Below are 12,820 nucleotides of genomic sequence, written 5' to 3'. Positions count from 1 at the left end.
CCCACTGCGGCGATCTTGGGAACGTTAGCTTACTTCTCCATCAGGGCCGTGGGACTCGGGGACACCTTGGCTTCGACTGTGACTGCACTGCTCACCTTCGGTTTGAGGGTAGCGGCCATACGAGGTAAATGGGAACTACCTAGGTCAGGCTAGTTAGAGTTGACTGACTTCCTCCCCGCCCTGGAAGGGACGAGGGTTCCCTCCCAGAGGGCTCGTCGTTCCCACCATTGATTCGGGTTTACATCCCTCATCTGGTGGGCAGTCGAGTGGATCAGAGATCCACTCCCATCTGAAGAGGAGGGGACTTTCACCCATTACGTCTAGTCCCTTAAAGGAAATTGAAGCCGCTGCTTGCTCCTCCCACAGTCCCATTAAACCTTAGATCGAGCTGGGGAGGAGCGTCGTTAGTACCACTAAGAGAAATTTCACAAAGAAGTATAAATATGAGGGGGCTGTCCGTCCCCGCCGTGAAGGGCGAGACTTTCCGCCCCTCAACCCCCGACTTTGTAACCTGAGCTAGAACGTTGGCGGTGGCGCTTACTCCCTTTTCCTTAAATGGTTGAGACTAGACTTCTTGCGATCTAGCCTTCCAGGATCGGGATGAGGTCGCTCATGAAAGGGTGAATCGAGGGTCCTTCTTCTGTGCCCTCGATTAAACTCCTTTTATCGGAGCGCTAGGTACTGGTCTCAGAGAGATTTAGTAGAGGACGACTCCATGTAAGGGAGGACCTGAGACTCCTCGGTCTCTTACCTACTATCGTTCGGACCTACTCACCCCGGGGCGAGAGCCACCCCTACGCTTAGCCACCTTCTGTCGGTAGTTTAGGACGAGCCTTCAAGTTCCTTCGTTCGTGGCGAGCGATCCACGGGAGCCGAAAAGAGGCTCCTCGCTACCGTCGGCCAGGGTTTTGCTTAAGTTCGGGCCTTCGATTTGCAGGTTTAGCGAATCCGAGTCTCCTCGGGTTTGGCCGTCCTGTAGTTGGTCACCAATTGTTGACTCCCGCGGACGGGAGGACCTTCGCCTTCCTGTAGAGAGTCACCTGCCCCGACCTCGTGGGCACCACCAGGCCCTCTCGAGTTAGGACGTCCAAATGATACCTGACGGTGCAGTAATTCAGCCCAGTGACTTTGCTGAGTGAGTAGGCCGAGGCCGGCCCGGATTCAAGTAGAGAAAGGATGTATTGCCTCGTGCTGCACTCTGTTTTCCTCTCGAGACGCCTCCCCATAAACTGCAGCAGTACCCTATAACCATAAACCTGAGCAGTAGAAAGGGGCGATCTAGACAGTAGAACGCTCTAGATCTCACGTACTTCAGTAGAACCAAGGCGACCACACCTATCATCAGAGAGACCGCAAGGACGTAGTAAACGCCATGAAGGAAGTAAGCCAGTAGTGACACGGCTCCCAGGGGAATGCCGTACTTATCTTGGGATCCCACACCTAGGGCGAGAGGAACCGAGCCGAGTAGGAATATTGGAGATATGAGAGCGACGATCAAGAGTGCCAGAAGCAGCACCAGGATCACCAGACCAAGTGCTCCTCCCCTCTGGGACATCATACACTCCTTGCACTAAGCCGGGGATATAAAGTTTCTAACTATTATGAAAAAATTTGACTAAAATAGGTTCAGTTATGGACTGAATATGACGGGGGAGGTCCTCTTGTGCTCAGAAGACTTTACCATAGACCACACCTTGGACACAATGTCTTCACCTACCCCCAAGGTTGAAGCCACGTCCCTCACAGACATACCGTTGTCAATGAGGAGGTAAAGTATGGGGTCCGCCACCTCGTAACCTATTCCCAGCTCGCCCTCTGCAGTCTGACCTTCCCAGAGGGCAGGGGAGCTAGGCTTGGAGACGATGGACTCTGGAAGGCCTAGGAACCTTGCCAGAGACCTCACCTGAGTCTTGTAGAGCCCTCCTATCGGGAGGACGTCGACCCCTCCGTCTCCGTACTTAGTGAAGTACCCCAAGAGTAACTCGCTTTTGTCCCCTGTACCCACCACCAAGTAGTCCAGCTTCGAGGCGTAGGCGTAGAGTAGGGTCATCCTCACCCTGGCCTTCATGTTGCCCACTACTACCCTGTCACTGGTGCCCACCTTGGACGCGAGGGAGTCTACGACGTCGTCTATCTCCACGTAGGCGTACCTATTCTCCGCTCCCAGCTTCCTCACTAGGGAAAGGGCGTCCTCCACGTCCCGCGGTGGAGTGCTCCTAGAGGGCATTATCAGGAAGAAGTTGTTTTCAGTGGCCTCTGAGAGTAGGGCAGCGGTAACTGAGGAGTCTACCCCGCCGCTCAGTCCCATTACTCCCCCTCTCCTCCCTGAGGAGCGTATGTAGTCCCTAAGCTGCCCCACTAGGGAGTTCCTCACCTTGGAGAGATCCAAGCTAGGGAGTATCGATATTTGAGTTAAGGACACGAAGTATATTTCAGTTCACCTTATAAAAAGATTCCTTAAATCCTTTATACTTAAGGTAGTCTAGGACCTCGTGAATTGGGGTAAGGTAGCGAGTTGGATTGTCTCTCTCGGAGTTTTTCAGTTCCTCTCCCTAACCCTCTTGGCTGAGGAGCTTTACCCATCCTACAGCCTCACCAGGAACTACATAAGCGACCTAGGTGTGGGGTCGACGGCACCCATATTCAACAGTTCCATCCTAATATTGGGACTCTGCCTAATTGCAGGGGCCGTAGCTCTGCGCAAAGTACTTAGGAACCTGCCTTTCCCAGTTTTGTTGGGGATAGCGGGTGTGGGGTCGTTAGGTGTGGGGCTGTTCCCAGAGACCACAGGTGAGCCCCACACTTTCTCGGCTTTCTTGACTTTCCTCTTCGGTTCTTTGGCGGCGATCTACAGTGTCAAGGTGAGCAGAGGCCCGCTTCGCCTACTGGGACCGGTGGCTGGCGGGGTGTCCTTAGTCTCCCTCGTCTTCTTCGCCTCCCACAACTACGGTCCGCTTGGTCCTGGAGGGGTAGAGAGGTTCATAGCCTTTCCGATCCTGTGGTGGGGACTGGCGTTCGCGGCGTGGCTCACTTGGGCTGGGACTTAGTGTCCCAGTAGGCCGAGTCGAAGGACCTGTTCACTAGGTCTACCAGCTGGTTTAGCCTCTCTATTACGTCCATGTGAATCACCACCGTGAAAACGTTGGTCGTCCCTGCCTTAGATGAGAAGTATATCTCTGGGGCCGGAAGTTTCTGTCCCTTAAAGGAGTCCTCTAGGGACTTACTAACTTTCTCCAACACCTGCTTAGCTGGGACGTCAGCCTGCACAGTTACTTGGTAAGTGTAGGATAGGGAGTTCGTACCCTCCAGCTTTGTGAAGGTGGCGTTTCCGAGGAAGGCCGAGTTCGGGAGCCTGACTACGTTACCAGTTACGGTGAGGACGTCGGTGAAGAGTGTGGACACTCTCTGCACCTTACCTATCACAGGAGGGCTCCAAATCCACGACTGTACTATCACCGGATCGTCGGGGGCCAGGGTCTTGCTAAGAGACACCAAGAAACCTGAGAGGAGGTTGTTGAGTATGGTCTGTGCCGCTAGTCCAACGGCGATACCCACGACAGCACCTCCTATGGCTGCTCCCGTGAGGTTTACTCCCAGAGCGGACAGAACTGCCATAACTAGGAGGGTGTAAAGGAGAACCTCCATTGCGAGTTCTAGGACGTGGGCCGCCGCCTTGGTCATCTTAGGTGTGACGGCCTGCCTGAAGACGTATAGGACTATACTTACTACGACGTATCCAACTAGTCCCACTAGGACGGCGTTTATCGCGTCCTGCACGTAGACTGAGTACTTCGGAAGAAACTGAAGTAAGAGGAACCTCACGAAGTAAGCTACCACGGCCGTCGCCACTATGGCTAGGAAGATCTTTATGAGTTGATTCCTCATGGAACTAGAGGAAGCTGACATGGAAGCTCACACTACGCCGAGGGTATTAAACCGTGCATCGACGGCGAGTTCGTTACATGTATATTCAATTATGGTGCTGAAGCCTAAGCAAGTTTGCCAAAAACTAGGAATATCCTAAATAGGGCACTACAAAGCTACCTGACTTCCTCCTCGCCCTGAAGGGTTCCCTCCATCGATTAGGGGTACATCCCCGAGGGGTGGTCGAGGAGATCGGAGAACCCCTCCTGTTCAAGTTCGCCGCTACGACGTCGTGGTCGTCCTCGCGACCGCAAGTACACTTAAACCAACGATAACCAACTTCCCTCGTTTTCTGCCCGCATTTGGGACAAGAAACTGGAGAGTGCTTGGGACTAACGAACTCAACAACCGTGCTTTCTCGCCTACCATACAGTCCAATACAGCAAAAGACCGTACCGCATCAAGTTAGAGTTCATCGCGAAACCCTCTCGACAGTTTGTCCACAATCTCAATGAGGTCCTCGAGGTAACTCCAGCTCGACTTTTGCACCGTCCTCGACGATCCACTTCCCCTTTGCTGGCCATCCTCCGAGATCTTCCTTACTCGTGCGTGGAGTTCTGCGGAGGATCCGTCCGTTCAGGTGGTGTACTTCTTCCGCAGGTCCTCGGCCGAGGACTTCCAGCTGTGGGCGTCGCGGAGGGGTGGGTGGAAGTGTCGGGTGTCGTACCGACGACTTCGGCCGCGTCTACGGCGACGCTCGACTCGGGTTACCTTCCCCTATCGGAGGCCTTCCCGTCCTGAACTAGGAGTCTGGCCTACCTCCTCTCCCGCGTCGAGTACCGCTCGAGTTCCTCGGGTCGAGGTTTGGAGCTCGCCAACACTAGCAATCTTCACACTGATATTCTCTAAGTCCACATTATAACTCGTTTTTGGGTTAACCAAACCGTGAGTTTATAAACTCTCGGAAACCTACCCTTCTTTGGGATTATTACATCAACCATCGTACATTAAGAGGGCATCCCTATAACAATCCTCAGCGACCTTTGAAGGTAGGTTGAATTCCTCCCTCAACGTAGTGTACAGATCTCCGTGGACTCTTCCTAACACTCCCTTCTCTTCTGGATCTGAGAAGTTCTCCTTTAAACCGAAAAGGGTGAAACGCGTCGCTTCGACGTAGTCGTTCACGAGGACTAGGAGGGGTTCCGAGGGGGATCTCCGTCGAGATCGTGGCTCCGATCCTTCAACCCTCCTGGGCATCTAAGGAAATTTAGGAAAACTAATATTTAAATGGGGAGCTATCCGTCCCTGCTTCAGAGAGGCGAGGCTTTCCGCCACCTATTTTGTAAAGAAGGGTCACATAAAGCCAGTGTTTTTAGAGGGCGGTGGAAAGCGCAAACGGAGGAAAGTCTCACCAGCCGGTCATCCAACTCGTAGGGGGGTAATCGGATGGGATTACGTCCATTTCGGCCTCCTCTTCTCTAGGAATGCCCTCATTCCTTCCTTTCCGTCATCCGAAGCCAAGGCGACGTAGAAATTCTTCCTCTCCAACTCCAGCCCCTGGGACAACGTAGTTTCCATGGCCCTGTTCACCGCCTCCTTGGCGAGTTCTACTGCGAAGGGGGACCTAGAGGCGATTTCTTTAGCTATCCTCAAGGCCTCGTCCATTAGCCAACTATCAGGAACCACCTTCGTGACTAATCCCAACCTCTCCATCTCCCTCGCCGAGATCAACTTTCCCGTTAGCACGAGTTCCATGGCCTTGTACTTTCCTATAGTCCTAGTAAGTCTTTGAGTTCCTCCCGCCCCCGGGATAAGTCCGAGGTTTATCTCGGGTTGTCCCATTAAGGAACTCTCCGCCGCTAGGATTATGTCGCAAGCCATCGCTAGCTCCAGCCCCCCTCCTGCCGCCACACCATTGACGGCAGCTATTATCGGTTTCCTGAAGGTGCGCATCCTCTCCCAGAGCGGGGCGTGCCCTCTCCTCACCACGTCCTCCAGCCTCATGGAGGACATCTCTCCGACGTCCGCTCCAGCCGAGAAGGCCCTCCCGTTTCCGGTGACCACAACTACCCTCACCGACGGGTTGGATTCCACCTCGGTGAAGGCGGCCACCAACTCGTCCACCATCTCCATGTTGATGGCATTCAGTTTGTGGGGCCTATTGAGCCTGAACACTGCGACCTGCTCCACCATTTCCTTGATTACTGTCGGCAACTCACTCACCTCTGTACTTCGGTGTCCTCTTCTCTAGGAAGGCCCTGACACCCTCCCTGAAGTCCTCGGTCTTGGACAACGAGGCCTGAAGCATTGCCTCGTACTCTAGGAACCGATCTAGGTCGGGAAATAGGGAGAGGTTGAGCATTCTCTTGCTCGCCGCGTAGGACCTCAGAGGTCCCGCCGCGACCTCCCTGGCGAAGGAGAGGGCTGAGCTCAGGGGGTCCTCCACGACCTTCCCCAGTCCCAACGATTCGGCCTCCTGGGCGGAGAGTTCGCCTCCCACTAAGAGCAACTTATAGGCCCTAGCCCCAATCAATCTAGACAGGATATAGGTCAGGCCGGTGTCTGGAGCTAGGCCTATCCTGTGAAAGGCCGTGATTAACCTCGCGTCCTTGGACAGAAACCTCAGGTCACAGGCAATCGCTAGGCTCATCCCAGCTCCAGCGGCCACGCCGTCGACTACCGCCACGTAGATCTTATCGGAGTAGCGTATTTCTCTAAGTATAGGGTGGAAGCTCTTATCGAGCTCCTCCATTACATCTGTCCCTCCAGACCCCAAGTCTGCTCCAGAGGAGAAGGCCCCTCCAGACCCCGTGAGGACGACCACCTTAGTGGACGGGTCCGAGTTCAACTCCCTCAACGTCATTAAAAGCTCCTCTCTGAGCTGCTTGTTCAAGGCGTTCCTCCTCTCGGGCCTGGCCATCGTCACCAAGGAGACCCCATCCTTCTTCTCCAAGGACAAGGTTTGCATGGATAGTGATGAGAGTGTCTCGTTAAAACCTTCACGCAGTACCTTTCAACTCCTTTAAGAACTCCCTGACGAGGGAGACGACCCTGAGAACGTCCGTCCTGAGCATCCTCCTCCCCAACTCTTCGTCCACCACCAACCTACCTGACGAATCTGCCACTCCGTCCTTCGTTGCCTCCTTGACCCCGAGCCTCTCGAAGATTCCCTCCCTAAAGGAGGGATCCACAGACCTCATCCTTTCAGAATCCACTAGTTCCCTGTTAACAACGTAAAGCTCTGAGGTCTCCCGGACTCCTGCGTGCAGGTCGCCTCCGTAGGTCGCCAGATTATGTACGTAGACCTTGGCCTCTCTATGGGAGAAATTGAACTCCCTCTGTACCACCTTCAAGTAGGGCTCGTTTCCCCCGTGCCCGTTGACTATCACAGTCCTCCTCACCCCAGCTGAAGTCGAGGTCTCCAACACTTCCCTCACCAACTTCATGAAGGTCTCCCCGCTCACTCCAACGTAAGGAAACCCCTGATGCTCCAGGGAAACGCCGTAACAGAGGGCTGGAAAGAGGAGGGACTCTGGAACTTCCTTGGCGGCCTCTTCCGCCACGTACTGGGAAAGTATACAGTCCGTCCCCATGGGGAGGTGGGGGCCGTGTTGCTCAAGGCTCCCAGTGGGAAGGAGCCCCACTCCCCCCACCTCGTCCCTCTTCACATCTAGGAGCCTCACCTCTTCCTCCCCTTAGCGACCACACTCATAGCCTCGTACACGAGGTTGGCCGCCAACATCGAGGTGAGCTCGCTAACGTCGTAGGGAGGCGCAACTTCTACGACGTCGAAGCCGACCAACTGAAGCTTGAGGGACCTAACGATTTCTAGTGCCTCGTAGCTCGTAAATCCTCCGACTTCGGGTGTACCTGTGCCGGGGGCGAAGGCGGGGTCCACTGCGTCTATGTCGAAGGAGATGTAGGTCTTGCCTGAGAGGGAGTTCAGGGCTTCTAGAGTCGCAGGGAGATTAGATTTGACGACCCTAACGTCGAGGGAAGTCACTCCCAACTTCCTTCCGTCGTCCTTATCCTGATGGGAGTAAACGGATCCCCTTATTCCCACCTGTATTACCCTATTGACTAGCCCCTCCTCAATAGCTCTCCTCAGCCAGGTGCCGTGGGTGTACTTCTTGCCCCAGTGGTTGTCCCAGAAGTCGTAGTGGGAGTCGAAGTGTATGAGGTTGACCTTACCGTGGGCCCCGTGAACGGACCTTAGGAGGGAGAGAGTGATGGAGTGGTCCCCCCCGGCTACGAAGGGAACCGTCTCCTTAAACACGGGACCCATGAAGGACTCCACGGCCCTCATTGTGTCCTCTATGTGTCCCGGGACCGTGTCCACGTCCCCGGCGTCACAGGCGTTAAGCTCATCGAACGGGTAAACCTCCAGGAACGGGTTGTAGGGGCGCAGTAACCTCGATCCGTCTCTTATGCCCGACGGACCGAACCTAGCCCCCGGCCTGTAGGTGGTGGCGTCGTCGAAGGGGACCCCTACGAACACTGCTCCCTCTGAGGGATCCGAACATCTCGGTAACCTTGCGAAGGTAGATATCTGTGCGAACCTGGGAGACTTAAGAGCGTCTATCTGCCTCATGTATTCAGTTCGAGTCTAGCGGCTAAAAAGGCGACACTATCCCCCGCGCGTGGCCTCCTTCACCCTGGGGAAGTTCTTAGGGTCTCCGAGCACGACCAAGGTGTCCCCGGCCCTGACCTCAGTCTCCTTGGTGAAGTAGGGGTTCAGCTTCCCGTCCCTTACGATGAGGATGGGGATGACTCCTTCTGGTACCTTGGACAGAGGTGAGCCGTCCATCTTGGAACCCCTCTCTACGTAGAATACACCTATGGACATCTCGCCTAGACCTGAAGCGTCGAGCATGTAACCTCCGACATTTCCCGAGACCGCTGCGGAGGCCATTATCCTCCCCGCCATGCGCCTAATCGAGAAGACCAAGTCGGCCCCTGCGGTCTCGAACACGTCCTTCATCGTGTCTTCCTTGACTCCCACAACCACCCTCAGGGGTGGATTAAGCTTCTGTATCCTGAGCGTAACTAAGAGGCTCTCGTTGTCCTCCGTCATCATGACTACTGCGCTCTTAGCGCTCTGAACTCCGGCGGCCCTCAGGTCCTCGTCTCGAGTCGGATCCCCTATTATCACGTCGTCCCTCCCCAACCTCGATGCCAGCTCTTGGTCGTTGGTGAGGACAACGTACTCCTCCCCCAAACTGTCGAGTTTCCTAGCTGCCTCCAATATCTCCATCGAGTTACCTACAATAACCACGTGACCCTTCAAGTGTGAACCCCTCCACCTCCCGCGTGCGTCAACCCAGAGGTACCTCTTCGATACGACTGACACCACCCCAGTAAAAACGCTGGCGTAGGTGGCAACTGATGTGGCCATGATAGCTATGAGCACAACCTTTTCGGTCACAGGCATTGAATTGAGGTCGGGAGAATAGAGCCCTATGGTGGTCACTAAGCTCACTCCAGCGTACACCGCGGATATCCAGTCCAGGTGCTGATAGTACACGTAGACCGAGCTCGAGATGTAGACTATCACCACTAGGACTACCACCTGAGGCAGGACCCTCGAAAGGATGGAGTAGGGAGCCGCCAAGTTCTCCATGAGCCTGAACACGAACTTGTCCCAGGCATTCACGCTCTCAGTGATGAGTGTGAGCTTTAGAGTTTGAGCACCAAGAACGGGTAGTAGACGGCCAAGTTGACTAGCGTCAGGGGAACGCCGTACTTCATGAACTGGAGGAAGTCGAACCCCCTCTCTCCCCGCGCCTCTGCTCCCTCGGATATTATGACGTTACTCGCGGCCCCCAAGAGAGTGACGTTGCCGGCTATCGTGCTTCCGACGGCCAGGGCTATCCACTGCTGAGCCCCCGGGTGGAGGGAAGCTATAACGGGGATGTAAAGCGCGACAAGCGGAACGTTGCTCACCACCTGGCTGAGGAGGACACTTATGACCATTATTGATGGGATCGAGGCTGGAGACGGGAAGAGGTTGAACACCGCGTTCACTACGCCCGAGTTGAGTACTCCTCGAGTGAACATGAAGAGCCCCACGAAGAACACGATGGTCGACCAGTCCAAGTTCCTCACGACCTGCCTCCGCTTTCCACTCAAGAGGTAGAGGAGGGAGGCGGAGAGTAGGGAGGCGGAGACGTAGTTCAGTCCAGGGGACGAGACGAACTCCAATACGAAGTAGGCTGAGAAGGTAGCTATGAGTAGAACTAGGGCGAGATAGGCCGTGAACTTGTCTTCCACCTTCACTTCCTCCAGTTTAACAATTCCGCCCTTCCTCCTGAAGATTAGCCTCAGGAAGAGGTAAGTGACCATAACGTTGATCATGGTAGGAAGGAACAGGACTCTGAGGAAGGTTACGAAGGGGTCTGGGAGGCCTGAGTTGAGAGCTATGAGGAGGTTCTGGGGGTTGCCTGTGGGCATCATTGTACTACCTATGGTGACCCCGAAGGCTAGGGAGTACATTAACGGAACGGAATCGACCCCACCGAACCTCGCCGCGTCGAGCACGACTGGGGTCCAGCTTGAGGCCACCCCGTCGTTGGTCACCACACAGGCCAAGAGGGAAGAGAAGACGAGCGTGTAGAGAAGCAGCCTCCCCGGGTCCTTGGAGGAGGAGACTAACTTGAAGGCTAGGAACCTCAGGAAACCGGAGACCTCAAGCGCCGAGACTAGGGAGAAGAGGGAGAAGAGAAAGAGGACTACGTCGAGATCCACCGCCTCCAGGGCCTGCTGGAAGGTCTCCACACCCAGTGCGACCATCAGTACCCCTCCGAGGAGCATGGAGGCCCACGGTGGAACCCGGAGCCTCCTGGCCGCAATGAGCGCGAAAGTGAGGACCACCACCCCGACGCCTATCAGGTTCACTCCTGAACGTGGGCCTCCCGAGATTTAACGCCTGCCCCCACCCTGAAGAACTTACGGTAGAGGTAGACGTTAAAGGCCATAGTAACTGAGTAGGCCAGGAACGGGAGGTAGAGGAGCGATCCGTCGAAGAACGGGGTAGCGACTGCTGTTCCCAAGGCGCTGAACCCCAACCTAGAGGACTGGTTCAGCCCGTTTATCCTCCCTCGTTCGTCGGCGTCTACCATTCCCATCATTGCGCTCTGAGTCACGGGTATCGACACCACCCTTAAGGAGGGGTACAACACGTAGATGAGCAGGGACCCCCAGAGGACCCTCACGAAGGGAAAAACGCCCATCATCAACACAGTGGCTCCTCGAGTTACGTACACTGTTCCGAGGAAGCCGAGCCACCTCTCGAGGCGGGGAGCCACCAACAAGGTGAATGTGGCTAACAGGCTTCCAATGGTACCGTAGATCCCCATCTGGCTCCTACTCAAGTCGTAGGCCACAATGAAGAACGGGATGAGGAAGGGAGTAACGAGACCCTGAGAGAGGCCGTTGAGGAGTCCGGTTATCGAGAATTTCCCTACCACTCCACCGTGCTTCAGCTTGAAGGAGGATGCCCTGATCTTCGGGAGATCCATTGGGAGGACCAGAAGTACCGAGAGGATCCCAAGCACCGTGGCTCCGTAGAGCGCCTCTTCCACCGTCATAAACCCACCTATCACGAAGCCAGCCGACGCGGCCAAATTTCCTATGAACGAAAGGAGGCTTATGTAAACCGTCCTCTCCTCCCTCTTAGTGAGGTCAGCTATGATTGAGCTCTGGACCGGGGCCACCGCACCTCCCACCCCTCCTCCTGCCATCGAGCCGGTGGAGCTTATACCACCCAATAGTGCCGCGGCCACGGTCAACGGGACGTTTATACCGAAGAGTAGTAGGGCCGAGGAGATCGGAAGAAGGATTGAACCCAGGATTAGGGACTCCTTCCTTCCCCACAGGTCAGTGGCGTAACCTAACGCAACTCCTAGAAGGGCAGTAGCGAGCGCCGCAGCGGTGTAGATCAGCCCTAGGAATACTACGCTGACGTGAAGGCCCTTAAGCATGAGATACGGGTAAACTATCATTATTATTCCCGCGGCCGCGCTCCTACAGACCCTAGACGCGTTCAGGTAAAACATCGAGCCTACCTTCATAAAAAATCGAAGGTGTGGGATTCTTCTAGCTTTAATTTTTAACTATTTAACGATCACAGCCCATACTTACGTCTCAACGCATCCTCTACGTCCACACCCTTCAAGGAAGCTATTGAGAAGGTCCACGCCACAACGTCCGCCAACTCCTCCTCAACTTGTGCCTCGTCACCTTCCAATAGCGCCTCCGCCAATTCTCCGACCTCCTCAACAAGCCATGTGAATGTGGCGAAAACTCCCCTGACTTCGTCCTTCTCGTAGTACATCTCTCTTAGCCTACCTTGAAGTTCCCTTATTTCCACGGAGCAGTGGAGAACTCGAAGAATTTGAGCTTACCCCGCCCTCGCGGACGGGGCTTCTTGCTTCGTGGCCCAACCTTGCCCAACGGGTAAAGGGCTCCACGGGAGAGGGCGTCCAGATCTCCTGAGGTGTAAGGACGCCTTGTAGTCTTGGTCTGCCACCCAAAAACACCTGGGACAGGTGAAGGTACGGTCAGACAGGATTAAGTTTTCCCTGACGTGGCCGCAATTGAACATCGAAGGTTTTACTTTGGGTCGACCAGCATCAACCCCTTAACCTACTTCTCCACCTAGTACTCCTGCACCGATCTAAGCTAGTGTAGGGGCACGTCGCGCAGCCTCCTCTTCAGCTTCCAGAGGGACTTGTCAACCAGTCGTTTGACCTGAATGTCCTTCTCGACTAAGACGCCCCAGTTCTGCGAGCCTCCTCCCAAGCTTCGTCTAGAGATCCTCCCTGGAGTTCCCGAGGTGTTCGTGTGCCCTTGCTAGCTCGATCTCGGCCCTGAACCAGTTCCTGGAGGGGAACCTCTTCCTGGAGGGGAATCTGTGAAGTTCACTGACCTTCTCCAAGGCCCTCTAGTACGGCCTAGG

19 protein-coding genes are annotated in these 12,820 nt (G+C 55.1%); 3 read left to right on the top strand and 16 right to left on the bottom strand.

Annotated features, from left to right (window positions below):
• Positions 1-15: 15 nt before the first annotated feature.
• Positions 16-153 (top strand): hypothetical protein, encoded by a 138-nt coding sequence (locus tag HS1genome_RS12025; protein ID WP_158613743.1) that lies wholly within the window; start codon positions 16-18, stop codon positions 151-153.
• On the opposite strand, the gene HS1genome_RS13190 is transcribed toward HS1genome_RS12025, so the two are convergent.
• From HS1genome_RS13190 to HS1genome_RS07590, 4 genes are all read right to left on the bottom strand, one after another.
• A complete protein-coding gene (locus HS1genome_RS13190) occupies positions 154-372 on the bottom strand; it encodes a hypothetical protein (protein WP_126450262.1) in 219 nt (72 codons plus the stop codon). It lies immediately after the preceding gene.
• Between the two features lie 611 nt (positions 373-983).
• Entirely contained in the window at positions 984-1,226 is a 243-nt protein-coding gene (locus HS1genome_RS07595; RefSeq protein ID WP_126450261.1) for an ArsR/SmtB family transcription factor, read from the bottom strand.
• Positions 1,115-1,558, bottom strand: coding sequence for a hypothetical protein (locus tag HS1genome_RS12200; RefSeq protein ID WP_162299809.1), 444 nt, complete (start codon positions 1,556-1,558; stop codon positions 1,115-1,117). The genes HS1genome_RS07595 and HS1genome_RS12200 overlap by 112 nt, the downstream gene beginning before the upstream one ends.
• A gap of 72 nt (positions 1,559-1,630) precedes the next feature.
• Positions 1,631-2,422, bottom strand: a complete 792-nt coding sequence (locus HS1genome_RS07590; RefSeq protein ID WP_126450260.1) for an NAD+ synthase — start codon at positions 2,420-2,422, stop codon at positions 1,631-1,633.
• 70 nt (positions 2,423-2,492) lie between these two features.
• Between HS1genome_RS07590 and HS1genome_RS07585 the strand changes: the two genes are divergently transcribed.
• On the top strand, positions 2,493-3,047 hold the full coding sequence (locus HS1genome_RS07585) for a DUF998 domain-containing protein (RefSeq protein ID WP_126450259.1): 555 nt from the start codon (positions 2,493-2,495) through the stop codon (positions 3,045-3,047).
• Here the strand turns inward: HS1genome_RS07585 and HS1genome_RS07580 are convergent.
• Together HS1genome_RS07580 and HS1genome_RS13325 are read right to left on the bottom strand one after the other, a co-directional pair.
• Positions 3,028-3,906 (bottom strand): mechanosensitive ion channel domain-containing protein, encoded by an 879-nt coding sequence (locus HS1genome_RS07580; RefSeq protein ID WP_126450258.1) that lies wholly within the window; start codon positions 3,904-3,906, stop codon positions 3,028-3,030. The genes HS1genome_RS07585 and HS1genome_RS07580 overlap by 20 nt on opposite strands.
• A 103-nt stretch (positions 3,907-4,009) precedes the next feature.
• Positions 4,010-4,297, bottom strand: a complete 288-nt coding sequence (locus HS1genome_RS13325; RefSeq protein ID WP_420877973.1) for a zinc ribbon domain-containing protein — start codon at positions 4,295-4,297, stop codon at positions 4,010-4,012.
• Between the two features lie 140 nt (positions 4,298-4,437).
• On the opposite strand from HS1genome_RS13325, the gene HS1genome_RS13320 reads away from it, so the two are divergent.
• Positions 4,438-4,665, top strand: a complete 228-nt coding sequence (locus HS1genome_RS13320) for a hypothetical protein (RefSeq protein ID WP_373286787.1) — start codon at positions 4,438-4,440, stop codon at positions 4,663-4,665.
• Positions 4,666-4,857: 192 nt separating this feature from the next.
• On the opposite strand, the gene HS1genome_RS13315 is transcribed toward HS1genome_RS13320, so the two are convergent.
• The 10 genes from HS1genome_RS13315 to HS1genome_RS13030 form a co-directional block, all read right to left on the bottom strand.
• A complete protein-coding gene (locus HS1genome_RS13315; RefSeq protein ID WP_373286788.1) occupies positions 4,858-5,121 on the bottom strand; it encodes a hypothetical protein in 264 nt (87 codons plus the stop codon).
• Positions 5,122-5,316: 195 nt separating this feature from the next.
• Positions 5,317-6,057, bottom strand: a complete 741-nt coding sequence (locus tag HS1genome_RS07570) for an enoyl-CoA hydratase/isomerase family protein (protein WP_126451371.1) — start codon at positions 6,055-6,057, stop codon at positions 5,317-5,319.
• A 22-nt stretch (positions 6,058-6,079) separates the two neighbouring features.
• Positions 6,080-6,832, bottom strand: a complete 753-nt coding sequence (locus tag HS1genome_RS07565) for an enoyl-CoA hydratase-related protein (protein ID WP_126450257.1) — start codon at positions 6,830-6,832, stop codon at positions 6,080-6,082.
• A 31-nt stretch (positions 6,833-6,863) separates the two neighbouring features.
• The gene (locus HS1genome_RS07560) at positions 6,864-7,547 is read right to left on the bottom strand and encodes a creatininase family protein (protein ID WP_126450256.1); all 684 of its coding nucleotides are present in this window, start codon (positions 7,545-7,547) and stop codon (positions 6,864-6,866) included.
• Entirely contained in the window at positions 7,544-8,455 is a 912-nt protein-coding gene (speB, locus tag HS1genome_RS07555) for an agmatinase (RefSeq protein WP_126450255.1), read from the bottom strand. The genes HS1genome_RS07560 and speB overlap by 4 nt, the downstream gene beginning before the upstream one ends.
• 36 nt (positions 8,456-8,491) lie before the next feature.
• Positions 8,492-9,517, bottom strand: a complete 1,026-nt coding sequence (locus HS1genome_RS07550; RefSeq protein ID WP_229768241.1) for a potassium channel family protein — start codon at positions 9,515-9,517, stop codon at positions 8,492-8,494.
• Between the two features lie 23 nt (positions 9,518-9,540).
• Positions 9,541-10,758 carry an ArsB/NhaD family transporter gene (locus HS1genome_RS07545; protein ID WP_126450254.1) on the bottom strand — a complete coding sequence of 406 codons (1,218 nt, stop codon included), beginning with the start codon at positions 10,756-10,758 and terminating at the stop codon, positions 9,541-9,543.
• The gene (locus HS1genome_RS07540) at positions 10,755-11,933 is read right to left on the bottom strand and encodes an MFS transporter (RefSeq protein WP_126450253.1); all 1,179 of its coding nucleotides are present in this window, start codon (positions 11,931-11,933) and stop codon (positions 10,755-10,757) included. Before HS1genome_RS07540 ends, HS1genome_RS07545 begins: the two co-directional genes overlap by 4 nt.
• A 53-nt stretch (positions 11,934-11,986) precedes the next feature.
• On the bottom strand, positions 11,987-12,232 hold the full coding sequence (locus HS1genome_RS07535) for a MazG nucleotide pyrophosphohydrolase domain-containing protein (RefSeq protein WP_126450252.1): 246 nt from the start codon (positions 12,230-12,232) through the stop codon (positions 11,987-11,989).
• A gap of 438 nt (positions 12,233-12,670) precedes the next feature.
• Positions 12,671-12,799, bottom strand: a complete 129-nt coding sequence (locus tag HS1genome_RS13030; protein WP_268243619.1) for a hypothetical protein — start codon at positions 12,797-12,799, stop codon at positions 12,671-12,673.
• Positions 12,800-12,820 lie beyond the last annotated feature (21 nt).

This window comes from Sulfodiicoccus acidiphilus (assembly GCF_003967175.1).
In the GTDB taxonomy this organism is placed as follows: Archaea; Thermoproteota; Thermoprotei_A; order Sulfolobales; family Sulfolobaceae; genus Sulfodiicoccus; species Sulfodiicoccus acidiphilus.
Note: the sequence above shows the minus strand (reverse complement) of the source record. Positions and strands in the feature narration are given on the sequence as shown.